Below are 22,817 nucleotides of genomic sequence, written 5' to 3'. Positions count from 1 at the left end.
TCAGTCCTCGTCTTTCTCCGGATCCTCGAGCGCGTAGGCCTCGATGATCGCCTCCATTTCGGAGTTCCCGTCGACGTCGTCGATGTCGCCGGCAGCAGCCAACTTCTGCAGTTTCGTGTAGTGCAGATGCCGCAGCGTCTCTCGGGGGAGACGGCCGTCCTCGTCGAGGCGCTCGAGCTTGCTGCCGAGTTTCTCGACGACGAACCCCGGCGGGTCGATCACGAGATCGCCCGTGCCGACGCGACTGGTGCCAGCCCAGGAGATGGGGCGCTCAGCGCGATAGACGGCGATGCGGTCAGTCATCGTCCACCCCGAGTTCACCGAAACGGTATGCTTCGAGTTCTCCTTCGAGCTCACGTTCATCTTCGGGAACGGTCCCGATCGTCGGTTTCGGCTCGATGTCGGTGACGATGATCCTCCCCGCCTGATGTTCGTCGATCAGTTCCTTCGCGCGCTCGCGGCTGATCTTGTCTGCCATCGGTCAGTACCTCCCTTTCGTGTTCGGGACGCTGATCGATGCCGTTGGCTTCGCCATCTCGGCGAGCGTGCCTGACTTGTCGTACGTGATCGCCTTCTGTCCGAGCGTTGTGCTCTTGAGCGCCTCGCCGAAGTCGCCAGTATAGGTTTTCGACTCGCGATCGGTGCTCTCTTGAGACGTCTGCCGGAGATCGTCGATCCCCGACGAGAGGATGTTGTGACCGGCGAGGTAGCGCTCGACCAGTGCGAGTCGGTCCTCGGACTGACCAGTGTCGGCGAGATCTTCATCGACGAGTAGCGCCGCCGGCTCGATGCCGATCGTCTCGATCTGGGGGTCCGAGAGTTGGGCGGTTGGGAAATCCGTCCGTTCGAGCTCGGAACGGACGTCGTCGACGCTGGTTCGGGACACGGGTTACCCCTCCAGTTCGTTCAGCCGGGCTTTGACCGCGTCTTTCGCAGTCGTACGGTCTTCGGCGGTTTTCTCAGCTTCGAGGATCGTCTCGAGCATTTCGACATCGGTGACGTTCTCGAGTCGTTCCTCCAGCTGGGAGACCTTGAGGTCTGCCGGGTGAGGGTCGATATCGTCGACGGTCAAGCCATCCTCCCCGCCCGCGTCTTCGGAGTCGTCATCGTCGGTTGCTGGCGCTTCGGTAGCTGCCTGGTCGACTTTCTCGAGCGTGTTGGGATGTTTCGAGAGCGTACTCTCGTCGACCTCGATGATCTCGCCGCGCTGGTGCATCCCGAACTGCGATCCCGCTACTCGGGCGTATACTGTGTTATCAGTCATAGGAGACCTCACGCGTCAATGCCAGTTATCCGGGCGATTCCACGAATGCCGTCAGGCTGGAGCCGGATGAACGGGTTGCGGCTCGAGAGGACGCGGGCCTTCAGGCCAGCGCCGCCGTCGACATCCCAGGTCGTGCTGGTGACGCCCTGGGCGTTGACGATCTGGAAGTACCGTGGATCATTCAGCAGGAAGATCATGCTGTCGGCGTCAAGGTACTTCGACGGCACGAAGTTGATGTACGGGTACTTGCGCTCGAGGCGCTCCATGAGCGGTTCGTCCGTCGCCGATGACTCGTAGTCTTCACGGTCGACTTCGCCCCAGAGGGCGCGGGGGATGATCACCCACGCCCCGACCTCTCGAACGAGCGGGACATCGTCTTCGTCTTCGACGTCCGTCTGGCTCTCGATGAGGTCCTGGACCTGCTTGACGTCGGCCAGAATCTCGTCGGGGGCGTTCTGCCAGCCGTTGGAGCTGTCCTGCATGATCTGTGGGATGTCCGAGTCCAGCCCGTCGACGGTGAGCAGACCGCGTTCGGTCGGGACCTGCTTGTTGCCGCCGCCCCAGCCGTCGAAGACTCGCTTCCCTTCCTTTCGGTTGAGTGCCCTGCGGGCTTCGGTGCCGACCGAGGCGTCGAAGCTCTCGCCGTGGGCCTGTGCGTTCTCGTACTCGCGGGCGTCGATCTCGTAAGTAACGACGTCCAGCGGCTGCGGGATGCCGTCCAGTCCGTAGGCCGGCATGTCCTGCGTGCTTTGCGTCCGGATGTTCATGCCCGTCTCGGCCTCGAGGCGGACGTTCCGGATCTGGTTGAAGTACGCGTAGCGCCAGAGGCTTGAGGAGGCACTGAAGCCAGCGCCGATCAGCGTGTCGATGAGGGTTCCCTCGACGAACTGATCCTCGAGGATGACGTCCGCGTAGTCGGCCCACGAGTCGACGGTCAGCGACGAGTCCGCGGTCAGTTCGGCACGCGGACTGGTGTCTTTGATGCCGACCGCCGCGTCGAGTTCGTTCCACTGGTCCGGAGTGAATGCCGAGGAGGCCCGAAGCTGCTGCAGCGCCTGGTCCCGAGCCTTCTTCATCGGGTTGAACAGCGCTGTCCGCGCCATTCCTGGGAGCGAGTTGTGGAAGTCCTTTGCGCCTGCCGTAGTCGTCTCTAATACTTCGCCTGACATTTTAGAGCACCTCAATGAGGAGGAGATCGTCTTCGTCGGTTCGTTCGATCACTTCGATTCCGCGGGCAACGAACGTATCGACCGGGTCGGTCCCATTGATCGTGTCGTCGCTCGCATGACCGTTCTCGTCCCACCCGACGAGCGAATCGATTGGATCCGCACTCGCGTTTGTAGAGAGTCGGACGCGGAATTTGTCGAAGCTGCGTCCGCCGACCGTGAACGCGTGATCGTCTGCGGCGTAGCCGTCGTCGAGTGGCGACTCACCAACCGAGCCGAGGCTCATTGGCGGGTCGCGCGCTTCTCGAGCGACGCGTGCAGTATCCTCGTTTGCGCTGGCCTGCCGGACGCGCCAGTTGCCGTCGGCATCCTTGTACGTGACGACGCCAGTTCCGATGTCGATCGCGCCGTCGGCCGTTCCTTCCTGCTTGTCCTGTGCGCCGTGTACCTCTGCGATGACACTCGTTGGTGTGTTGATTCGATCTGGCATGATCAGCTACCTCCGTCGTCGCCCTGGACACCGGTTCCGTACTCGTCCGAGTCCTCGGTGCCGCCTCGAGATGCGCTGGCAGTCAGCGATCCCGACCGGCCCGTGTTTCCGGGGAAGCCGGCTGCGTTCTGCCTTCGAATGCGCTTGTGTTCGCGGTCGATGATCTTCGAGGGGGATGCGACGAGCTCCTCTCGGTCGTCCTCATCGAAGTCATCGCTCTTCGCGATGATCTCGTCGACCTTCTCGCCCTGCTGGATCTCGTCGGTCGCCTGTGCGACGACCTCGTCGGCGTTGTCCTCGGTGACGAAGCCCTGGTTTTTGAGTTCGTCTCCGAGCGTTTCAGCCGCCTCGCTGGGCGTCATCTCGGCGAGCGTTTGTTCGTCACTCCCGCCGTCGCCGCCGGGGGTGTCGTTCTGTTCGTCTTCGTCCGTACCGTCTGAGGTTTCGTCTCCCATATCTGTATCTTGAGATTCCACAGCAGATTCCGCCGCCGTCGTTTGAGTCGATTCATCCGGGCTGTCAGCATCGGCCGTGACCTCCGTGCCTTCGGGAGCGATGCCGACGAACGCCTTTTCGTAGAAATAGCCGCCCTTGGCGCTCGTGATCGGCTCGAGGGGGCTCTCGTCGCCGGCGAAGTGGAGAACAATATAGACGTCAGTGTCATCCTCGAGCGGGTCTTTGAGGGTAATTTCTCCTTCGCGGAGGGTTTCACCAGCATCCATGGGAATTCCCTCGCCGATCGAGGGGCCAAGGCCTGGGCCGATATCGTCGAACTCGTCGCCCTCGAGGTGAGCGCACGGGATCCACGAGGCGTCTTTGAACGCCGCCCGGTTGACGGTGATCGTCTCCCCGTCGCTGGTCTGGTCGGTGAGGTGGATCCGCCCCCGCCGATCGCGGCGATCGGGGATGATCCCCATCCTCCGGGCGAGGCGCTCGACGAGTCCTTCCGGATCGTCGTCGACGTCGTCCCGGACGGCGTCGGCTGCCGTCAGCTCCGAGCCGATGTCAGTCTCGGTCGTCCACGACGCGAGTGCCTCGTTCGGGCCGTACTCAGCGGTCGCCGAGGGTGAGTCCCCCTTCGAGACCACTGAGAGGTCTCCGAATCGAATATCGGTCGCAACGACATCTGCTTCGGCACCGTCGTACGGCTTCGTTTTGAAGAACGGATGGACAGAGACGTCGTAGCTGTTGGACCGAACGCCGGTCGCAACGGCTTTATCGTGGGTTGATGCCTCGTAGGCGACTGCCTCCTGCTCTTCTACCCAGCCAGCTTTCGGAACTTTTCCAAACGTCTCGTCGACGTCTGGCGGGTACTTCGGCCGCCCGTGATCGTCCTCGGGGTGGTCTTTCGTAAGCGGTTCGCCTGCCTGCGTATCAGCTGCGGCTCGGAGTTCCTCCGCGGTCATGAGAACGCGTGTCCCGTCGTCCATGTGGAGGACGTCTCCAGCCGCAACAGCGACGCCGCCGAATCGATATGGCGGACCGTCATCGGTCGAGTTCGCACCTGCGGTTAGCCGACACGTTCGGGCCGACACCCGCAGGTCGTGATTGTCAGTTTGCATGGTTACATCGGCCCAGGTCCTCGCCCCTCACCGCTCTCGCGGTGGGTGTCGTACGGGGGTCATCGGTCTGGGAGTTAGAACAGCGATCGTGCGTCTTTCACCCGGAAGCGACATCGGCAGTAGCCGTGGACCGGGATCGGGTTCTGGGCTTGCGCTTTCTCGAGCGTCCACTCCTGTGCGGAGAGCTCGAGGCAGCGCTGACAAACTCGGCTGTCACCGGCATCGACGTACTCGACTTCCGTCTCGAGTTCGATCTCGGCGTCGACTCGGTCGTAGGATGTCAGTTGCGTCGTCGAGTACTGGTTGACGACCTCGCCCGACGCCTGGGCGGTGACGTGCGAGTTGTAGACTGTCGCTCGCTCCGTGATATCCTTCGCGAGCGTTCTACGAGCCACGTTGGAAGCGAGGCCAGCCGACACGAGACGGCGGACGTCCGATCGGTAGTCTTCGATTGCGGTTCCAACGCGATCGCGAACGTTCTCGTGAACGCTGTCGATCTGCTCCTGGACGGCGTCCTGCTCGAGGACGTCCGCGGCGTCGTCGGTCGGGATGTCGAACTCCCGGAGATCGGCGTGACCATCGATGATCCCACTCTTCGCCGCCGTCTCGAGTATCGATCGGACCTCGTCGGAGTCAACGCGATCGTGGACGAGTCGGTTCTCGGCGTTATCGAACCAGGAGTCCAGCCGCATCAGTTGGGCTTCTCGAGGCCCTCTCCACTCGGCGTCGCTATCGCCGAGACCGAAGACGTCGTCCTCGACGATCCGCTTTCGGAGGTCGGCATTCAGCGAGTTGATCCGACCGCGAAGGAAGCGGGCGAGATCGCGCTGGTAGCTGATCGTGCCGGTCGGGTCGAGTCGGCCAGACTGCTCGAGTTCGAGTTCCGACGCTGGCGTCGCTGCGACGAGCTCGTGACTTTCGCACGCGTGACACTCGCAGATGTCGGCGTGCCGAAGGGGAGCAGGCTGGACGCTCATGGTGGTGTTTCTCCGTTGAGGATTCGTGGGGTGCAGTCGTTGCAGACGGCGTCTCCCTCGCCCGATGTGACGACGGCCAGCGTGATGTTCTCGCAGTCCTCGAACGCGCACTTAGTCGCCATGTTCTTCCTCCGCGTGAGAGAGGACACGCTCACGTGCTTCGTCGTAGCCGGAGACCTCCGACATGTCGACTCGTCTCTCACAAACTTCGCAGTAGAAGTAACCAGCGTCAACAGCCGCCGCCAGCTTGGCACCGACATTGATCGACATCGACTAGATCACCTCGAGTGAGTCCGTCGAGTGCTTCTTGCCACAACGCTGGCACCGACAGACAGTCTCGGGATCGTCCGGCTTCCGGAAGGCCTTGGGCCCTTTCGGCGGATGTGGACGGCAGTACGTACACCGGAGTCGCATGCCGGCGAATGGGTCAGTCATCATCCACCTCTTCGCCATCATCGACGAGACCGAGGATACAGGTCGAGCAGATGGCGTGCTCGTTCACACGGATCCACACACCGTCCGGTTCGTCGTGACCCATGTGAACGATGTCGCCACAGCTGTCACAGCGGAAATCAACCCAGTCCTCGTCGCGGATCTCAGCGAACTCCTTGAGCCAGGCTTTCCCAACCGAGCTACTGACTACATCCCACACGTAGCCGAGATACGATCGAGGATCGATACCACCGTGCTCAGTTTCATCATCCAGTGTTTTGATTTCCTCAGTCATCTTCGGATATTCCTCCGTCGGTGACCGCCTCGTACTCCGCAGTCATTTCATCGACGTCTCGAGCAGCGGCCGCCGTGGCCTCGGCGTCCTCGAGCGCAGCGATATCATCTGCGACATCATGCAGTTCTGTCGGGAGTGAGCCATCGCACAGATATTCGAGGCGCTGTTCGGGAGTCAGCCCGACGCCGACAACCCGTTCGAGAACTTCGGAGCGGATGTTCCGCACCTCGGCCTGATTCTTCTCGCTCAACTCGGCGAGCGGATCCCACTCGACAGAGTACTTACTGGGCCCGCGTCGCGGTGGCGCTACGATCCCGAGGTCGATCAGGCGATCGATAAGCGCTCGGACGATCGTCGGCGTGATGAACGTCTCGCGACGCTCCTGAATCTCGCCGTACCAGTTCTTGAGATCCTCACCAGTCGCCCGCTCACCAGTCTCGTTGCCCTTGAGGACCGACTGGGGTGGCATATACGGCTGAGAACTGATCGCTTCGATGTTCGGATCGATCACCCCGGAAGGATCGATCTCTTCGCCACCGAGATTCTGGACATCCGCGGCGCCGTGGGTCCGAAGGACGTTCTCGAGGCCGACCTGCCAGCGGTGCAGATGTTCGGTCAGCGCGTTGTCGTTGTCGAGCTGGTAGTCCTTGTCTATGTTGACGTTGATCCCCCACGCCGAGGCTCGGTAGGCCAGTTCACCGGCACTGCCGAGCGCCTTCTCGATATCGATCAGATTGTTGTAGCAGGCCTGTTGGCGCGGGATGCCCCGGATCTGGTCGTCGAGCAGTTCATCCGAATGGATATGGATGACTCGAGAGTGATGGACGCGGAGTAGGTCCGATTCCATCCCGTCTTCAGTGCGAGTGTCGAACTCCTCGTCATCCTCGTCATCGAGGTCGATCTGGTACTCGACGGGTTTCCCCCAGCGGCCCGAGGTTGGACCACCGAGGACGACTTGCTCGATCGAGAGCCTCGAGAACGGACGGAGCTCGACTAGCTGCTCTGCGCCATCGGCGGGCTGTGCAAACGCTTGTGAGTCGACGTTCCCGTCGTCGTCCGTGACATCGCTCTGCTGGACGTCGTCGAAGACGAGCACGAGACAGCCGTAGTCACCGATTCCGGCCAGCTTGTCCGCCCGTTTCGTGTAGTCCCAGAGGTTGTGCTCGCGTACGATGCGGTCGATGTCCTTTTCGAACTGCGTCTGCGAGTCCGTTGTCGAATCCGGTTCGGCATCGTCGACGATCGTTGGCGGGTCACGCCAGGACGTCGAGGCCGGCAAGAACGTGACAGCGAACGCGTACGGGTTGCGGAGTGCGAGGGCGTAGAAGTCGGCTGTCGATGGGTTCGGATCCCAGTCGAAGATCTCGTAGTAGTCAGGGAGGTCGTCATCGTCAGCCCCAGCGATGTTCTGGCCGAGGTTGGTGGCCATCGCCTGCCGCATCTGCATGTCGACCTGCTGCATCGCAATGAGTTCCAAAGTATCCTCATCGAGCTGCTCGATCGCAGTCAGGCCCTCGAGTGCTTTGTAGTCATGATCCTCTGCCACTGTCTCCTCGAGGTCGTCGTCAGTTGTATCGCTCATAGGTAAAATCACCAAGTGCCGGAGCCGCTGGGGCCGTCGTCTTCGTCCTCGACGTACCGATCGCCCATAATCGCGTACCGGGTGACGTCGAGACAGTGATCCTCGGCCCTCGAGGTGCCGACGTCGGCCTCCTTGTAGGACTGGAACTCGTTGACGAGCTCCGTCAACTCGTCGACGACGATCAGGCCGGCCCCGACGTCGGGGTCGACCTCGAGGACACTACGGACTTCGTTGATCCCCTCGTCGAGATCCTTATTCGCGGCCTCTGCTGCGAAGCCAGCTTTCCGGAACTTGTCAATATGCTCGGGGTCGTGGTCGCAGTAGATCGGCCCGACCGGTTTGTCGTTGTCCTGGAGCCAGTCGATCGCGTGTTCGACTGACTTCCCCGATTCATAGTAACAGTCGTAGGCAACGTACTGATCGGCGGGCGTTCGTCCGTACTCGATGATAACGCGGGGATCTTTCCAGCCGTAGTCGTATCCGTACATACGCCTGTCATCCAGGATGTCGATGTCGTCCCGAGACCGGACGTGCTTCTTTCTAGTGAATTGGCCGTACACGAGCCCTTCCGATGCCGAGAAGCCGCCCTCGAGCGCTTGTTTTTCCCGGTCGCTCCCTTCGAACTGAGCTTTCATTTTCTCGAGTTCGTTGTGGAACGGGTTGTCTCGCGTGTCGCCGACAATCACTTTCATCCGGTCTGCCCACGGCAATTTCTCTTCACCGCCCTTGCCGTCAGGCTGGATCCGGCGCTCGGTGATGTCGTAGAACTGGTCGAACCCATTTCCGGTCGACGTCCAGAGCGTGACGTTCGGCCCCTCCTCGGTGCGCTGGCGCGTGACGAGCATCTCGTGCAGGTCGTAGAGGTCGGTCGTCCCGTAGTGGGCGACCTCGTCGCACCAGATGACGTTGAACTCCGTGCCGGCGAACCGGCTCCAGATGTCCGCGCCACCGAGCTGGATGATGTGCCCGTTGATGAGCGTGACCCGATGCTTGGTGCCGTGGTGGCCGGCGACGATCGGCGAGTTCTCCGGATCGCCGTCAGCATCGTTCGGGACTGTGTTCTCTCCAGGGAGGCGCTCGTAGAAGCCCTTGTACGTCGCTGGCCCACCCTTCGTCTTGTCGGGTGCGAGAACGAGCGAGTGTCCGTTCGGGATCTGCATCGCCTCGCCGAGGACGAAGTCGCTCCCGAACAGGGTTTTGCCACCACCGTAGCCAGCGCGGAAGACGACGACGTCGTAGTTGCCTGACTCGAGGGCGTCAAACGCTCGGAGTTGGGCATCCCAGTACTCGCCGCCGATCTCGACTGGCTCACTCGTCGGGCTCGTAGCGCTCACGGTTGACTGTTACCTCGATTGCGCCGCCGCCTTCGCCGCTCAGTTCGACCTTGTCCTTGTAGACGCCGAGCACGTCGCCTTTTGCCTGGAGGTGCTGGGACTGTTCCTGCCGAGCCATCGCCTGCCCCTGGAGATCTGGTTGGTCGCGCTCGAGGCCATCCAGTTCCTTCGTGTATCGCGGCGAGCCGTCGATTGCCCGAAGCGGATACTCGCCGCCCGGCCTGATCGACGTCGTTTCGTTCTCGAGGAACCGGATGATGATGTCGCGCTCGGTCGCCCACTCCGGCCAGTCGTCGTCTCCGGGTTCGACGATCTCCCACGCTGGCCATCGCATCGGCGTCTCGCGGTCGGTCGAGACAGTGTCTGTCTTCGGAGTGACGCGAACGATCGGCTGGTCCTCGAGAGACTGGGACTCGGCACTGCGAGCTCGCTGGAACATCCGCTCTTCGCGTTCGGCGATCTGGAGTCGAGCGTTCGCGTGTTCCTCCTCGATCATCTCGAGGACCTCGTCGGCAGGATCCTCGTTGAGGTACCGGCGGATGGTCGACTCGGCGTAGGAGCCGATGCCTTCGTCCTCGAATCGCTGCTTGATGTCACTGACCTCGAGGTTGTCGAGGTAGTGCCACTTCAGCGCGAGCGTGACGCGGCGTTGTTTGGTGCTCATGAAGTTCGAAAATCGTTCAGGAGTGATCGGGGGTAGTATATACTATAAATAGGCAGGGTCAGTCCTCGCGATCATCGTCTCGAGGCTGGCCGCCGTCGGTCGAGATCGTGATTCCATCGAGGACGCGCTCGACCTCGAGGTCCCACATCCTGCCGATCACGAGGAACACGACGGCGGTCGTTCCAAGCTGAAGTTCCCATGGTGCGGGTCGGGCCCCGAAAAACATCGGTCCAAGGACGATCGCCGCCCAGACACCGAACAGAACGATTGTCGCGATCGTCCGCTCGTGTGTCTCTTTATCAGGCATTAGCGTTCTCCCCAGACAGACGAGCTCGATTTTCGCGCGGTACAGCAGATTATCGGATTGTGGTCTAACAGACATGGCATCTATCAGTCCTCTTGACTGTCGCCACCATCCTCGCCTTGGAGGTCGCCGACAGCTTGGACGCCATCACTCATCGCGTCATCCCAGAGGTAGTAGCCCGCACCGAGGGCGATCGCGACAGCACCTATAAGAATGAGTGAATCGGGTTCACGACCGGTCCATTCCATCGCCAACCAACTGGCGAATAGCGCGAGAAGAATAACGCCGGCGATGGCCGTCTTTATCAGTCGCGTTGCGGTCCGATTATCGGTCATGGGAATTACCCCGAAGAACTGCGAGCTTCACTGATCGACGGAAAATTTCGGTGCGGATATCGATCCGAAGAAACTCTCGAGTCAAACGATCGCGCTCGTCGGGATCGACGTCGCCAGCGAGCGATACGTCGAGGCCACGAACGCGCTCAAATCCCTCCAGAAGGTCGAAGCGCTCTACAGTTCGAGTGGCGATCACATGTTGATGGCGGAGGTTCGAGCAGCAGACGGCGACTCACTCGGCGAACTCATTTCCGACGAAATCCTCGAGATCGACGGCGTCACGGCTGCACACCCGTCTTTCCTGCAAGAGCGGTTGAAGTAATCGCAAATCTGGCCCAACGAACGACGGCTTCGTCCTTTTCCCGCTCGAGAGCGTTATCCGCGCATGGCCACCTACCAGCGAGAGACGCGAGTTCGGACGCCCCTCGAGGACGTGTGGGAGTTTCACTCGTCGATTTCGGGACTCGAGGCGCTCACGCCCGACTGGCTGAACCTGCGCGTCGAGTCCGTGGTCGGCCCCGACGGCGACCGCGATCCACCGGTGCTCGTCGTCGGGACCGATGTATCGCTTTCGATACGCCCGTTCGGTGTCGGACCGAGACAGCGGTGGCGGTCGGTCATTACGGCGCGAGAACGGTCCGACGGCAGCGCGTTCTTTCGGGACGAGATGGTTGACGGCCCGTTCGAAACGTGGGTCCACACGCACTCGTTTTATGCGGACGGCGACGAGACGATCCTTCGCGATCACGTCGAGTACGCGCTTCCGTTCGGCATCGTCGGCGATGTAGTGTCTCCGTTCTCCCGGATCGGATTCGAACCCATGTTCCGGACCCGACACAGGCGAACGAAAGAGCGCCTCGAGTCGCCTCGCTAATCGTCGCCTCGCACGTCACGAGGAGGCGATGGGAGCCGCCGACTCAAGGGGAAATTCGACTATCGAACCAAACGGGTTTTGCTGCTAGACCGAATACAGATCGTATGAACCGATCCGGTAGCCGGTCGCTCTCGAGGCGGACGTTCGTCGCTGTTGCGGGTGTCGGCGCTGGGTCTCTCGCGGGCTGTCTGAATCGCTCGGAGGGTACCGAGGGAGACCCCGAAGACGAACGGGAAATCGAACCGATCGAACTCGTCGATCACTCCGGCGACGAGCCGATCGAACCGCCCGAGGAGTACAGATGTCCGGTCTGTAATATGGTGCCCGCTGATTGGGACAACTGGAACGCACAGCTCGTCCACGAGGGAGAAGGGGCCACGTTCTTCGACTCCGCCGGCTGCCTGTTCAACTACTACGTCGATCCAGCGAAAGAGGGCGGACCGGACGCGGAGATCAGCGCTGCCTGGACGACGGGCTACGAGAGCCTGGATCTGATCGACGCGACGGAAGCTTCGTTCGTTCTCGAGCACGATCAGGAGCGCATCGACGCGCCGATGGACAGTCCGGTGCCGTTCGCCGACCGAGACGACGCCGTCGCGTACGTCGAGGAATACGACGACCTCACCGAAGACGACATCGTCGGACTCGAGGACGCGGACAGCGAGGCGGCGTTGATTTACTAAGCGTAGTAGGTTTTCGTCTTCGCTGCGGTCCCGAGGCGACTCAAATCGTGCCCGGGGGATCGACTCCGCGGCGCGCGGGGTCACAGCCGTCGTGCAGCGGCGAGAGGAGCCGAAGCGCGTAGACGAGCGCCACCGTCGTCCCCGAAGCGAGTACGAAAAACAGCACGGGACGTGCGAGGTGTACGGTCTCGAGCGTCGAGAGTCCGAATCCGCTGCCAAATAGCGTTAGGAGTATCGTCGCGCTCGAGTCCTCCGGAAGCGCGTCGATGACAACCGATCGATAGCGCCGCGTGTACGCGATTCCAGCGACGATACCGAGCGGAATCGCCGGCCAGCGCCACCCCGGATCGAGCCCGCCCACCTCGCTCGCGAGCAGCCAAACGACGACGGGAAGCCCGGCGAGGAGGACGACGAACTCGCCGCGACGATCGGCGAAGACCGTCCAGTCTCCGTCGTCGTTACGAAACCACTCGAGTGGTATCGATCGCATTTACCGTTAGTTCAGCGCAGTGACGGATGAGCGTTTTCCTCGCGGTCGTGATTGTTCGAGTCTGTGAAACGGCGGTGGTCGGAACTGATGGCGAGTCAGTGAGACGCTGCGTTCGGGACTGGTGGCGGGTCTGTGAGACGCTGCCGGTCAGAGTCGGCGGAACCTTATCTCCCGTCGGGTCCGGCGTGAGACGGTCGCTTCGCGTACGCAATCGGATCGCGGGCGTCGTTGTTTCGGAAGGCCTCGAGTCGAAATGCACACGAATCGCAGGTTCCGCAGGCGGGTTCGTCGTCGCGATAGCACGACCAAGTATGCTCGTAGGGGACCTCGAGTTCCAGCCCTCGGCGGGCGATGTCGGTCTTGGACCACTCGACGAACGGCGCTTCGATCGAGATGTCGGTCCCGGGTTTCGTTCCCGCGTCGACGACCGCCTCGAAGGCCTCGAAGAAGGCGGGCCGACAGTCGGGATAGCCCGCGAAGTCCTCGCTGTGAGCGCCGATGAAAACCGCCCCACAATCGCGGGCCTCCGCGTAGGAGACCGCCATCGCGAGGAGGTTCGCGTTACGAAACGGGACGTAGGTGTTCGGAATCTCGTCGCTGTCGGGCTCTGCGTCGCCGACTGCGAGGTCGTCGTCGGTCAGACTCGAGCCGCCGATCGCGGCGAGATGGCCGGTCTCGATTCGGAGGAAGTCGTCGACCTCGAGCGTCTCTGCGAGCGTCCGCGCACACTCGAGTTCGCGCGTTTCCGTGCGCTGGCCGTAGGAGGTGTGCAGTGCGCAGATGTCGTAACCGCGCGCTCGAGCTTCGTAGGCGGCGGTTGCGCTGTCCATGCCGCCCGAGAGAAGTACGACGGCTCGCTTGTCCTGTGCTGTCGATTCGTCGGTCGTCGCGGCGTCTGTCGTCTGATTCATTCGTGATCGGTTGGTTACGTTTCGGGGGCGTCGTTCCACAGATCGACGTGGAGTCGGGGCGTGTATCGAAAGCCGTGTTCCATCGCGAGTTCGGCGACGCGGGTCCGAGTTTCGGCGAGTCGGTCGCGGGTCGCGCCTTCGGGCATCAACAGCACGTCGTCGGCTCCGATCGATGCCGTCGATACCGCACGGAGATCCTCGAGGATGGACTCGACTTCGGCGACGTCCGGTTCGTCGGTGACGACGAACTTCAACTGGCTATCGTACGTCTCGACCAGCCGCGCCATCGCCTCGAGATCGATTCGGTTGCGTTCGTGGCGCGAGGCTATTCCGTCGGAGTCTCGACTCGAGTCACCCGCGGCTCGTTGACCACTCCCGGCGTCGTCCCCAGATTGCTCCGCGCGCGGGTTTCGGTCGGGCGTCGGGGTGCTGCTCTCGAGTTTCGGGCTGATCGACGCGAGATCGATCGGCGCGTCGCGGAAGATCGTCCCGTTGGTCTCGACGGTCGTGTGATAGCCAAGCTCCGCGAGCCGTTCGAGCAGGCGGACCGACTCCTCGTGAAGCAGCGGTTCGCCACCCGTGAGCACGATGTGGTCTGCCCGCTCGAAGGACTCGACCTCGGCGACGATTTCGTCGAGGCCCATCCAGGCGTGGGTCGGCTCCCAGGACGTGTGATAGGAGTCACAGAACCAACAGCGGAGGTTACAGCCGCTCGTGCGAACGAACACGGATGGAACGCCGGCGAGGATCCCCTCCCCCTGTAGCGAGTAGAAGAGTTCGTTGATCGGCAGTGTGTCGCCCTCCCGATCTGCTCCCGAGGCTCGCGCCGCGTCGGCATCCTCGTTCGGGGTCCGTGGCGCGTCGTCACCCTCATTCGAGGCCCGAGCCACGTCACCCTCCCCGTTCGAGGGGGTCTCGCCCGAGCCGGGGCCGGTACTCGAGACGGGCATTCAGAGATGCCCTCCGCCGCAGAGTTCGCTCGTTTCGTTCACTCGCACGCTGACGGATTCGACGGTTTCGGGCAGCGTTTCCTCGAGTTTTCGCTCGAGCACGACGCTCATGACCTCCGCTGTTGGCGGGTGCTCGAGGACGACGACCCCGTCCGCGTCGCCCGCGGTCTCGAACGCGTCGACGAGCGGATCGCCGGCCTCGAGCAAGAACTTGTGATCCCACTCGCCGATTACCTGGGTAATATCTCCTTTGTCGACGACCCAGCCTTCGTCGGTCAGTTCGCCCGTCACCGTGACGGCAACTTCGTAGTTGTGGCCGTGCGGACGAGCGCACTTCCCGTCGTGGTGGCGCAATCGATGCCCCGAGCTGATCCGAATCGGTCGGTCGTGGCCGATTCGGAGCGTTCGCGTGGTGTCGAGGACGTCCGTCGAGCGAGGACGGTTCGCGCTTGTTGAGGTGTCTCCGGTCTCGAGCTCTTCCATCATATCACAGGAATACCGCGAGAATACTTAGTTCCTCTCCTCCCGACGCTTGACCGGCACGGCGACCGTCTCGAATGCGAGATAGCTATGAGTCAGGCGCGCGTAGAACGGATATGGACGTCGCAGTAGTGACCGTCGGGGACGAACTGCTCGCCGGTCGAACGACAAACACGAACGCAGCGTGGCTCGGCGAACGACTCGCCGACCGGGGCGTGCGCGTCGAGCGTGTGACGACCGTTCCAGACCGCGTCGGCGACATCGCTCGCGTGGTCAACGAGTACCGCGCCGAGTACGACGCGGTGATCGTCACCGGCGGGCTCGGGCCGACCCACGACGACGTGACGATGGATGGCGTCGCCGCGGCCATCGGACGACCGCTCGAGCCCCACGACGACGCGCTCGCCTGGCTGGCGGAAAACGGTGGCTACTCCCGCGAGGACCTGACGGACGGTACTGGCATGCTCCCGGCCGGGTCCCGAGCCCTCCACAATACGGAGGGGGTCGCACCCGGGGCCGTCCTCGAGAACATCTACGTCCTGCCGGGAGTCCCGCGAGAAATGAAAACGATGTTCGACGCAATCGCCCCTGAGTTCGACGGCGTCGAGACCCACCGAGCCGTCGTAGTCGCAGACGAACCCGAGAGCGCGCTCCTCGATCGACTCGCCGACCTTCGATCGGAATTCGACGTCTCCGTCGGCAGCTACCCCGGCGAGTCGGTCCGCGTGACTATCGAGAGCCCCGATCCGGAAATCGTGACGGCGGCCGCTGAGTGGCTCGAGCGGCGAGTCGAGAGCCCCGCCTAGCGGTACAGCGCTGAGAGCCAGCCGACGGTGAGAAGCAGGCTCACGATCAGAACGCCCCATCCGGTCCACGAGGGCAATACCGGTTCCGTCGCCAGAAGCAGGTCTGGTAGTGTACTCATGTACGGTAGTGTCCGCCCAGCCCTCTTAACGTTTCAGAAACCGACCGGTCCCGACCGATCGAGTCGCGGCTGAACGCAAAGCCACACGCCTATTGGGTCGGACTCCCAAATTTCGCGCATGAACGAAATCGGGTTCGTCGTCAATCCGATCGCCGGAATGGGCGGTCGGGTCGGGTTGAAGGGAACAGACGACAAACTCGAGGAGGCCCGTCGACGAGGCGCGACGCCGCGCGCGCCGGATCGCGCCTCCGACGCCCTCGAGACGCTGTACCGGTTGGAACCCTCGCTCACCATCTATACGGCGGCCGGGGGCATGGGAGAATCGGCGGCGGCCGCTGCCGGGTTCGACCCAGTTGTCGTCTTCGAACCCGAATCAAATGTCGAAGAAGCTCCCGAGACGACCGCCGAGGACACGCGCGGAGCCGTTCGAGCGTTTCTCGAGCGCGGGGTCGACCTCGTGGTGTTCGTCGGCGGCGACGGCACCGCCGCGGACGTCGCCGCGGTGCTCGAGCGAGCGGACGGGGAGACGCCGATGCTTGGCGTCCCAGCGGGGGTGAAAATCTACTCGTCGGTCTTCGCCGTGACGCCCGCGGACGCCGGTCGCGTGGCCGCCGAGTTCGACCGCGTGGAGTCGCGGGAGGTAAACGACATCGACGAGGCGGCCTACCGCGAGGGGACGGTCCGCTCGGAGCTACGGGCGGTGGTGCCGGTGCCGGTCGCTCCGGAGATCCAGTCGAGCAAGCAACTCGCCAGCGGGAGCGTCGACTCACTCGCCGACGGCTACGCTCGAGACGCCGACGCCGGACGAACCTACGTATTCGGCCCGGGGAGCACGGTCGGGCGAATCGAAGACGCACTCGAGATCGACGGCTCGCCACTCGGCGTCGACGTCTGGCGGGACGGCGAGGTTCTGGTCCGAGACGGGTCCGAGAGCGATATTCTGGCGGCGCTTTCGGACCCGGTCACGATCGTAGTGTCGCCGATCGGCGGACAGGGGTTTCTCTTCGGGCGTGGCAACCACCAGCTCTCGCCCGCCGTGATCCGACGGGCCGACGCGCTTGATATCGTCGCCTCGACGGAGAAACTCGACGACATCGGCGCATTTCACGTCGACACCGACGACGAGCGCCTGAACGAGGAGTTGCGGGGGTGGATCAAGGTCCGAACGGGCCGATACACGACCCGTCTCGTGAAGATTGTTTAAGGACCGGAGGTAATCTGCTGAGGCTATCAACGATATAACGACAGCGCCGAATGTATGCAGCATATAGTCAAGATTAAGGTCTGGTCCAGCGTACGCTGTGATATGGAAACACGGAAAGTGCAACGGCTCGGTCCGTCGACGCTGGCAATGACGCTGCCGGCCGAGTGGGCGTCCGAGCACGGCGTCGAGAAAGGCGACGAAGTGTCGCTTCGAACCAGCGGCAAGGGCACGCTCACCGTGATGCCCGAATCCGCGAACTCGGAGGAAACAGAGGCAATCATCCACGCCGACGACCTCGATTCCGAAGCGGTCGAACGGGCGATCGTCGCCCAGTACGTCCTCGGGCGACGAGTCATCCGCATCGAGTGCGAAGACGGCGCGCTCGAGTCCGAACACATCAACGCGGTCTACCGCGCGGAGACGCAGTTGATGGGCCTCGGCGTCATCGAAGAGACGCCGGAGAACATCTCGATTCGCTGTTCGGTCGATCCGGAGGACTTCACGCTCGATAACCTCTTGGAGCGCCTCGAGCGAACCGGACGGACGATGCGCGGCGAAGCGATCAAGGCGCTGGCACACGGCAACCCCGACCTCGCACAGCGGGCGCTCAACCGCGAGCGACAGGCGAACAAGATCTTCGTGTTACTGCTCCGTCTCATCTTTACTGCCTACCAGAACCCGAACCTCGCCCGCGCGGTCGGGCTCAACAGCGGCTTCCCGCTGATCGGCTACCGATCGATCGCGAAGAACCTCGAGTTGACCGCGGACAACGCCGAGGACATCGCGGACATCGTGATGGAGACGGAGGGTCACACCCTCGACATCGACAACAACGTGATGCGCGAGATCCGGGAACTGACCGAACTGGTCGACGACATCACCGCCCTCGCGGTCGAGTCGGCGGTCGAGCGAGACTACGACAAAACGATCGAAGCCCGAAAGCTCTACCGGGACATCGCAGATCGGGAAGAGGAGATCCTGGCCGAGTTACCCGAGATGAACAACGATGACCTCCTCAAAGTTCGAGAGGTGCTGGTCAGCGTCCAACAGACCGCGGGGTACGCGATGCGAAACACGGAGATCGCCGCCAATCTCGCGCTCAACGAGGAGTCCGACCACACGACGATCAAGTGAAGCGTGACCGTCTATGCCTGAATCCGCATGCGAACTCGAGGGCTCGGCCGCTCGAACCGCAGCGAATGAGTGCAATTAAGAGCGTTCACTCGAAACCACCGTGATATGGCTACGCAAACGGAATCTGCAACCGACAAGGGCGTCGGTCTCTCGATGGCACTCGGTGCGCTCGCCGTCGTCGGTGCAATCGCAATGATCGTGGGTGCGCTCGAACTCGGCGGCATCCCCGAAATCACCGCCGCGGGCGGCTTCGCCGGCGCAGTAGCGTTTTCGATCCTCGCGGTCGCCGGGATTCACCTCTGGGACTGACTCCGCTGTCGTCCGATTCTCCGTTGACCTCGTGGAGACCGGCAGCGAGACGATCCGTTCGACGCAGGCTGTCGAATGGCGGACGTATTCTCGAGGAAGTCCAGACCACGATAGCGTTGCTTCGAGAGTGCAAGTCCCAACAGCGTTGGTTCGACGAATTACACACGCGTCGATCGGTCAGTAGCAGCGATAGTTGCTCCCAGCGGCCGGTCTCACCCGTTAAGAGTTAAGGCGACCGAAACCCTAGATACTGTACTGACGATGACCGACTACTCCAACGAAGAACAGCGCATTCTCTCGTATCTCCGCGAGAGTGCAGCCCGAGGAGAGCAGTACTTCCGGGCGAAAAACATTGCATCGGCGATCGGCCTCTCGTCGAAGCAGGTCGGGGCTCGGCTGCCCCACCTCGCGGAGAAGTCGGAGGATGTCGATATCGAAAAGTGGGGTCGCGCGCGCTCGACGACCTGGAAAGTCACGCTCAGTTGAGTCAGTCGAGGATTCACCGTCTTTTTACCCGTCAACCACGGAGGTATCGCACATGACAGTACGGGTCGATCGATCGTTCGAAGTCGAGGCGACTCCCGAGCGCGTCTGGGAGTTCATTTCCGACCCGGAGAACCGAGCGCGGGCGATTAGTGTCGTCTCCGAGTACACGATCGACGACGAAGCCGGCCGAGAGGCGACGTGGCACGTCGAACTCCCGATTCCGCTGGTTCGACAGACGATCACGGTCGAGACCGAGGACGTAACGCGAGCACCGCCCAACGAGGTGGCGTTCGTCGGACGGTCGAAGGTGATGGACGTGAAAGGCGAACACGAAATCACCCCGACCGAGACGGGCGCTCGCCTCGAGAATCAGTTCGTCGTCGATGGCAAACTCCCCGGCGTCGAGACGTTCTTCAAGCGGAACCTCGACGACGAACTCGAGAACCTCCGCCGAGCGCTCGAGGACGACCTCCGATCGACCCCCTGAATCGAGATGGTGTCTGACAGATCGAATTCGAATCCGCCGAACCGATCGACGACGGGGTCGGCGATCGAACTGGCCCTGGCACAGATCGCTATCGAACCAGGCGACGTCGACGGAAACGTCGACCGGGCGACGGCGGCGGTCGCTCGAGCGGCCGCGGCCGGGGCCGACCTCGTCGCGCTGCCGGAATTGTTCAACGTTGGATACTTCGCCTTCGACGAATACGCCAGCTACGCCGAACCGATCGAGGGGCGCACGTTCGGACAACTCAGAGATGCGGCACTCGACCACGGCGTGGCCGTTCTGGCCGGCAGCATCGTCGAAGACCTCGCGGCGACCGACACCGTTTCGACGCCCGCGGAAACCGGCCTCGCGAACACCGCGGCCCTGTTTAGCGCCGACGGCGCGCTCGAGTTGGTCTACCGAAAGCACCACCTCTTCGGGTACGAGTCCGCAGAGAGCGACCTACTCGTTCCCGGCGAGTCCGTCGACACGGCGACGATCCGTGGCCTCACGATGGGCGTGACGACCTGCTATGACCTCCGATTTCCCGAACTCTACCGCGAACTGGTCGACTCGGGCGCGCAGTTGCTGTTGATCCCCAGCGCGTGGCCCTACCCGCGAGTCGATCACTGGGAGACGCTCTCGCGGGCTCGAGCGATCGAAAACCAGTGTTACGTCGCGACGATCAACGGGTCGGGATCGTTCGACGACGCCGACCTGCTCGGGCGTTCGACCGTCTACGATCCCTGGGGCGTCCGCCTGGCCTCGAGCGGCGACGATCCGGCGCTGGTCACGGCGACGATCGATCCCGAGACGGTCGAGGGGGTTCGCTCGTCGTTTCCCGCGCTCGCGGACCGACGACGGTAGTCAGATTGGCGCACGATGCGCTCGATTCACGAACAGTCCGCGTGACCAACGTCGGTTCCGCGACCGGGAACTTTTTGTCCCTTCCGACCGGCATACGAGTTACCGGTTCGAGACGCTTTTCACGTCTTCACCGGTACTGCTCGTCTCCGGCTCCGTCGAACTCCTCGAGGACGGATCCACCGCTCGCCCACGCCTTTCGCCTTCTCGTTTCAGTACCGACAGATAGTGGAGTCTGGTCGACCGAGTCACTCCTGTAGGTCTGCGACCTTCTCGACCTCGCTTCGAAGCCTCGTGGAGTCGAACTGGTGGTCCGGGCGCATTCGCACGAAGTCGAGGAATTCCCGCGCCGACAGCAACGCGTCGGCGTCGTAGACCGCCGCCGCCTCGCGAACGGCGTCTCGAGCGCCGATTCGGGGCTCGAGGAGGGCCATCGCACACGCAAGGTCGTAGGCCGTCGTTTCGTCCATACGGTCCGCCGAGACGCTCGTGGCGTCGATGACGTAGAGCTCTCCCTCACAGAGGAGGACGTTTTCCGCGCGCAGATCCCCGTGGGCCAACTCGTTCGCGTGCATCGTCGCGAGCAGCTCGAACAGTTCCGGCGCTCGAGCGCAGACATCCGAGTCGTCGATGTCGTCGAGCGACCGGAAGTCGGGGAGGTACTCGAGGACGAGGACGCCGAGGCCGTTGACCTCGAACGATTCGATAGGTTTCGGCGCGTTGAGGCCAATTTCGCGGATTCGCTGTGTCGCGTCGTACTCGTGTTCGACCATCTGGCGAGGGGTGTCAAATCGATCGAAAAAGCCCTCGGTCCCCGACGTGAACGCACCCACGTTTCGTCCGGTCGTCAACACCGCGTGGACCAGTGCGTTCTGCTTGGAGACGATCTTGACGAAGAACTCGTCGTCGATCACGCAGGGCGTCGAGAGCCAGTTGTCCGCCTCGAGAAACTCGACGCGCACCACGTCCCGGTCGTAGCGCTCCGCCAGCGTGCGTGCGACCCGCTCGAGACGACCCCATTCGATGGAGCCACGCGCGAGTTGACGGATGTCCATGTGGTGTGGCTAAGGACGGTGAGGCATATATGCGTCTCGAACGGTTGTCGAGAATGGATGTCTGCCTGCGGGTGCCGTTCGGAAGCTACTGGAAACCGATCGTTTCGTGTGACACTCACAACAGTATTATTTTCATGGTGGCGATACAACCACCGAGACAATCATGTATGCCGTGGATGATCTCAGCGACGCAATCGACGCGACTCGCGAGTTCCTGACGCCGATCAGTCTCGGCCTGGTCCTCAAACTCGCGCTCATCGTTTTCTTCGTAAGCAGCCTCGGGTTCTCCGGACCTGGAGTGCCGGTGACCGATCCCGGGATGGTAGCCGACGATCCAACCCAGACTGGCACGCAGGGAGAGTCCCAGGAGAGTATTCAAGAACTATACGAAGAGGAAACGGGCGAAGAGTTCCCCGTGGATCAGGTGATCGCGGTCGCGCTCGTTTTCGTAGCAATTCTCTTCGGAATCGGGCTGATCTATCTGTTCATCCAGGCAATACTGGAGTTCGTCTTCATCGAATCGCTGCGATCAGAGGAGGTACACGTCAGGCGGTACTTCCTCGAGAACGTCGGACGCGGGTTTCGACTGTTCGTCTTTCGAGTCGTCCTGAACGCTATTCCGGTCGCAATCGCAGGCGGACTGCTGTACTACCAGTTCACCGGGGGGGACGTACTCGATCAACTGACCGGTGCCACGCTGTGGGGGGCTCTGGCGGCGGGAATCGTGTTCGTGCTCGCCTACAGCATCATCCTCGGCTTTACAGCCAAGTTCGTCGCCCCGATCATGTTGCTTGAGGACCGCGGGGTATTGAGCGCCTGGAGCCGGTTCTGGGCGACGTTCAAGGCCAACTGGGCGGAGTACGTCGTCTACCTCGTGCTCGCCTGGATCATCATGCTCGTTATCACGATCACCGCGTGGTTCGTCATCGCCATTGCGGGATTCATCCTCGCGATTCCGTTCGCGATTCTGGCGTTCGTCCTCTTTGTCCTCCTCGCTGATCTCGGCGTGATTGGCGGCATCGTCTTTACCGTCTTCATGATCGGTGCCTTCCTCGCGTTCCTGTTGTTGCTGTCGGTCATCTGGACGCCTATCACGGTCTACTTCCGGTATTACGCGCTCTTGTTGCTCGGGGACACGAACGACGACCTCGATCTGATCCCGGACCTTCGCGGGGCGCTACGCGGCACCCCGGTCGGGACGGCCGGTGGCGCTGGGACGGCGGGCCGAGAGACAGAGTCCGGCTGGGACGACGGAACTCGAGACGGGTACGACTCCGAGACTGACGAGTCCTGGTCGACGACGGAACCGGACGACGACGACGGGTTCGAGTGGTACGAGACGCGCGATTCGACGGACGAATCGGTCGACGCGGACGGATCGGTCGACGACGGCGAACCCGATGCGAACGGCGAATCGGACCGAGACGGTTCGACGGACGCTCGCGAGGACCGCGACGAGAAACCGGACGATGACGACGGACTCGACGACCGCGGCTGGTAGCGCCGGTCAGTGACTCCGCCGGCCTCCTGATATCCGTCGGTGCGCTTATCCCTCGAGCC

Annotated in this window: 32 protein-coding genes and 1 pseudogene; 11 read left to right on the top strand and 22 right to left on the bottom strand. The window is 62.4% G+C overall.

Annotated features, from left to right (window positions below; genetic code table 11):
• The 16 genes from EL22_RS04665 to EL22_RS04600 all read right to left on the bottom strand — a co-directional run bounded on the left by EL22_RS04665 (position 1) and on the right by EL22_RS04600 (position 10,405).
• Positions 1 to 303: a hypothetical protein gene (locus tag EL22_RS04665; RefSeq protein WP_050050370.1), complete on the bottom strand. Its 303-nt coding sequence runs from the start codon at positions 301 to 303 to the stop codon at positions 1 to 3.
• Positions 296 to 478 (bottom strand): hypothetical protein, encoded by a 183-nt coding sequence (locus EL22_RS04660; protein ID WP_050050369.1) that lies wholly within the window; start codon positions 476 to 478, stop codon positions 296 to 298. The genes EL22_RS04665 and EL22_RS04660 overlap by 8 nt, the downstream gene beginning before the upstream one ends.
• 3 nt (positions 479 to 481) lie before the next feature.
• Complete coding sequence (locus tag EL22_RS04655; protein ID WP_050050368.1) at positions 482 to 886, bottom strand: hypothetical protein; 405 nt, start codon at positions 884 to 886, stop codon at positions 482 to 484.
• Positions 887 to 889: 3 nt separating this feature from the next.
• Positions 890 to 1,264, bottom strand: a complete 375-nt coding sequence (locus tag EL22_RS04650; protein ID WP_156184046.1) for a hypothetical protein — start codon at positions 1,262 to 1,264, stop codon at positions 890 to 892.
• 8 nt (positions 1,265 to 1,272) lie between these two features.
• Entirely contained in the window at positions 1,273 to 2,433 is a 1,161-nt protein-coding gene (locus EL22_RS04645; protein WP_050050366.1) for a bacteriocin, read from the bottom strand.
• Position 2,434: 1 nt separating this feature from the next.
• The gene (locus EL22_RS04640) at positions 2,435 to 2,920 is read right to left on the bottom strand and encodes a hypothetical protein (RefSeq protein ID WP_050050365.1); all 486 of its coding nucleotides are present in this window, start codon (positions 2,918 to 2,920) and stop codon (positions 2,435 to 2,437) included.
• Positions 2,921 to 2,922: 2 nt separating this feature from the next.
• The gene (locus EL22_RS04635; RefSeq protein ID WP_050050364.1) at positions 2,923 to 4,482 is read right to left on the bottom strand and encodes a hypothetical protein; all 1,560 of its coding nucleotides are present in this window, start codon (positions 4,480 to 4,482) and stop codon (positions 2,923 to 2,925) included.
• Between the two features lie 74 nt (positions 4,483 to 4,556).
• Complete coding sequence (locus EL22_RS04630; protein ID WP_156184045.1) at positions 4,557 to 5,459, bottom strand: hypothetical protein; 903 nt, start codon at positions 5,457 to 5,459, stop codon at positions 4,557 to 4,559.
• Entirely contained in the window at positions 5,456 to 5,581 is a 126-nt protein-coding gene (locus tag EL22_RS18950; RefSeq protein ID WP_255349657.1) for a hypothetical protein, read from the bottom strand. The genes EL22_RS04630 and EL22_RS18950 overlap by 4 nt, the downstream gene beginning before the upstream one ends.
• A 151-nt stretch (positions 5,582 to 5,732) precedes the next feature.
• On the bottom strand, positions 5,733 to 5,894 hold the full coding sequence (locus EL22_RS17025) for a hypothetical protein (protein ID WP_156184043.1): 162 nt from the start codon (positions 5,892 to 5,894) through the stop codon (positions 5,733 to 5,735).
• The gene (locus EL22_RS04625; protein WP_050050363.1) at positions 5,887 to 6,186 is read right to left on the bottom strand and encodes a hypothetical protein; all 300 of its coding nucleotides are present in this window, start codon (positions 6,184 to 6,186) and stop codon (positions 5,887 to 5,889) included. The genes EL22_RS17025 and EL22_RS04625 overlap by 8 nt, the downstream gene beginning before the upstream one ends.
• Positions 6,179 to 7,768 carry an anti-CBASS protein Acb1 family protein gene (locus tag EL22_RS04620; protein WP_050050362.1) on the bottom strand — a complete coding sequence of 530 codons (1,590 nt, stop codon included), beginning with the start codon at positions 7,766 to 7,768 and terminating at the stop codon, positions 6,179 to 6,181. The genes EL22_RS04625 and EL22_RS04620 overlap by 8 nt, the downstream gene beginning before the upstream one ends.
• A gap of 8 nt (positions 7,769 to 7,776) precedes the next feature.
• Positions 7,777 to 9,102, bottom strand: coding sequence for a hypothetical protein (locus EL22_RS04615; RefSeq protein ID WP_050050361.1), 1,326 nt, complete (start codon positions 9,100 to 9,102; stop codon positions 7,777 to 7,779).
• Positions 9,077 to 9,766, bottom strand: a complete 690-nt coding sequence (locus tag EL22_RS04610; protein ID WP_050050360.1) for a hypothetical protein — start codon at positions 9,764 to 9,766, stop codon at positions 9,077 to 9,079. The genes EL22_RS04615 and EL22_RS04610 overlap by 26 nt, the downstream gene beginning before the upstream one ends.
• 58 nt (positions 9,767 to 9,824) lie before the next feature.
• A complete protein-coding gene (locus EL22_RS04605) occupies positions 9,825 to 10,073 on the bottom strand; it encodes a hypothetical protein (protein WP_231587876.1) in 249 nt (82 codons plus the stop codon).
• An 83-nt stretch (positions 10,074 to 10,156) separates the two neighbouring features.
• Positions 10,157 to 10,405 (bottom strand): hypothetical protein, encoded by a 249-nt coding sequence (locus tag EL22_RS04600; protein ID WP_050050358.1) that lies wholly within the window; start codon positions 10,403 to 10,405, stop codon positions 10,157 to 10,159.
• 46 nt (positions 10,406 to 10,451) lie between these two features.
• On the opposite strand from EL22_RS04600, the pseudogene EL22_RS04595 reads away from it, so the two are divergent.
• The 3 genes and pseudogenes from EL22_RS04595 to EL22_RS04585 form a co-directional block, all read left to right on the top strand.
• Positions 10,452 to 10,727: pseudogene (locus EL22_RS04595) on the top strand (Lrp/AsnC ligand binding domain-containing protein); the annotation flags it as partial.
• Between the two features lie 63 nt (positions 10,728 to 10,790).
• Complete coding sequence (locus EL22_RS04590) at positions 10,791 to 11,279, top strand: SRPBCC family protein (RefSeq protein ID WP_050050357.1); 489 nt, start codon at positions 10,791 to 10,793, stop codon at positions 11,277 to 11,279.
• A gap of 104 nt (positions 11,280 to 11,383) precedes the next feature.
• On the top strand, positions 11,384 to 11,962 hold the full coding sequence (locus tag EL22_RS04585) for a nitrous oxide reductase accessory protein NosL (RefSeq protein ID WP_050050356.1): 579 nt from the start codon (positions 11,384 to 11,386) through the stop codon (positions 11,960 to 11,962).
• Between the two features lie 40 nt (positions 11,963 to 12,002).
• On the opposite strand, the gene EL22_RS04580 is transcribed toward EL22_RS04585, so the two are convergent.
• The 4 genes from EL22_RS04580 to EL22_RS04565 form a co-directional block, all read right to left on the bottom strand.
• The gene (locus EL22_RS04580) at positions 12,003 to 12,452 is read right to left on the bottom strand and encodes a hypothetical protein (protein WP_050050355.1); all 450 of its coding nucleotides are present in this window, start codon (positions 12,450 to 12,452) and stop codon (positions 12,003 to 12,005) included.
• Positions 12,453 to 12,616: 164 nt separating this feature from the next.
• Entirely contained in the window at positions 12,617 to 13,363 is a 747-nt protein-coding gene (gene queC, locus EL22_RS04575; protein WP_050050354.1) for a 7-cyano-7-deazaguanine synthase QueC, read from the bottom strand.
• Between the two features lie 14 nt (positions 13,364 to 13,377).
• Positions 13,378 to 14,313 (bottom strand): 7-carboxy-7-deazaguanine synthase QueE, encoded by a 936-nt coding sequence (locus EL22_RS04570; protein WP_082146662.1) that lies wholly within the window; start codon positions 14,311 to 14,313, stop codon positions 13,378 to 13,380.
• Positions 14,314 to 14,799, bottom strand: coding sequence for a 6-pyruvoyl tetrahydropterin synthase family protein (locus EL22_RS04565; RefSeq protein WP_082146661.1), 486 nt, complete (start codon positions 14,797 to 14,799; stop codon positions 14,314 to 14,316).
• Between the two features lie 110 nt (positions 14,800 to 14,909).
• Between EL22_RS04565 and EL22_RS04560 the strand changes: the two genes are divergently transcribed.
• Positions 14,910 to 15,599, top strand: coding sequence for a molybdopterin-binding protein (locus tag EL22_RS04560; protein WP_050050353.1), 690 nt, complete (start codon positions 14,910 to 14,912; stop codon positions 15,597 to 15,599).
• On the opposite strand, the gene EL22_RS18945 is transcribed toward EL22_RS04560, so the two are convergent.
• On the bottom strand, positions 15,596 to 15,718 hold the full coding sequence (locus tag EL22_RS18945) for a hypothetical protein (RefSeq protein WP_255349656.1): 123 nt from the start codon (positions 15,716 to 15,718) through the stop codon (positions 15,596 to 15,598). The two genes, EL22_RS04560 and EL22_RS18945, sit on opposite strands and share 4 nt — an antisense overlap.
• Before the next feature lie 118 nt (positions 15,719 to 15,836).
• On the opposite strand from EL22_RS18945, the gene EL22_RS04555 reads away from it, so the two are divergent.
• The 6 genes from EL22_RS04555 (at position 15,837) to EL22_RS04530 (ending at position 20,205) form a co-directional block, all read left to right on the top strand.
• Complete coding sequence (locus EL22_RS04555; protein ID WP_050050352.1) at positions 15,837 to 16,922, top strand: ATP-NAD kinase family protein; 1,086 nt, start codon at positions 15,837 to 15,839, stop codon at positions 16,920 to 16,922.
• A 102-nt stretch (positions 16,923 to 17,024) separates the two neighbouring features.
• Complete coding sequence (locus EL22_RS04550; RefSeq protein ID WP_050050351.1) at positions 17,025 to 18,056, top strand: phosphate uptake regulator PhoU; 1,032 nt, start codon at positions 17,025 to 17,027, stop codon at positions 18,054 to 18,056.
• A 105-nt stretch (positions 18,057 to 18,161) separates the two neighbouring features.
• Positions 18,162 to 18,365: a hypothetical protein gene (locus tag EL22_RS04545; RefSeq protein WP_050050350.1), complete on the top strand. Its 204-nt coding sequence runs from the start codon at positions 18,162 to 18,164 to the stop codon at positions 18,363 to 18,365.
• 261 nt (positions 18,366 to 18,626) lie between these two features.
• A complete protein-coding gene (locus tag EL22_RS04540; RefSeq protein WP_050050349.1) occupies positions 18,627 to 18,851 on the top strand; it encodes a hypothetical protein in 225 nt (74 codons plus the stop codon).
• Positions 18,852 to 18,903: 52 nt separating this feature from the next.
• The gene (locus EL22_RS04535) at positions 18,904 to 19,338 is read left to right on the top strand and encodes an SRPBCC family protein (RefSeq protein ID WP_050050348.1); all 435 of its coding nucleotides are present in this window, start codon (positions 18,904 to 18,906) and stop codon (positions 19,336 to 19,338) included.
• A 6-nt stretch (positions 19,339 to 19,344) separates the two neighbouring features.
• Positions 19,345 to 20,205, top strand: a complete 861-nt coding sequence (locus tag EL22_RS04530; protein WP_050050347.1) for a carbon-nitrogen family hydrolase — start codon at positions 19,345 to 19,347, stop codon at positions 20,203 to 20,205.
• Between the two features lie 245 nt (positions 20,206 to 20,450).
• Here the strand turns inward: EL22_RS04530 and EL22_RS04525 are convergent, their stop codons facing one another.
• Positions 20,451 to 21,257, bottom strand: coding sequence for an RIO1 family regulatory kinase/ATPase (locus EL22_RS04525; protein ID WP_050050346.1), 807 nt, complete (start codon positions 21,255 to 21,257; stop codon positions 20,451 to 20,453).
• 163 nt (positions 21,258 to 21,420) lie between these two features.
• Between EL22_RS04525 and EL22_RS04520 the strand changes: the two genes are divergently transcribed.
• On the top strand, positions 21,421 to 22,758 hold the full coding sequence (locus EL22_RS04520; protein WP_050050345.1) for a hypothetical protein: 1,338 nt from the start codon (positions 21,421 to 21,423) through the stop codon (positions 22,756 to 22,758).
• The last annotated feature ends 59 nt before the right edge of the window (positions 22,759 to 22,817 follow it).

Origin of the sequence: Halostagnicola sp. A56 (genome assembly GCF_000691505.1) — an archaeon.
GTDB lineage: Archaea > Halobacteriota > Halobacteria > Halobacteriales > Natrialbaceae > Halostagnicola.
This window is presented reverse-complemented; position numbering and strand designations above follow the sequence as displayed.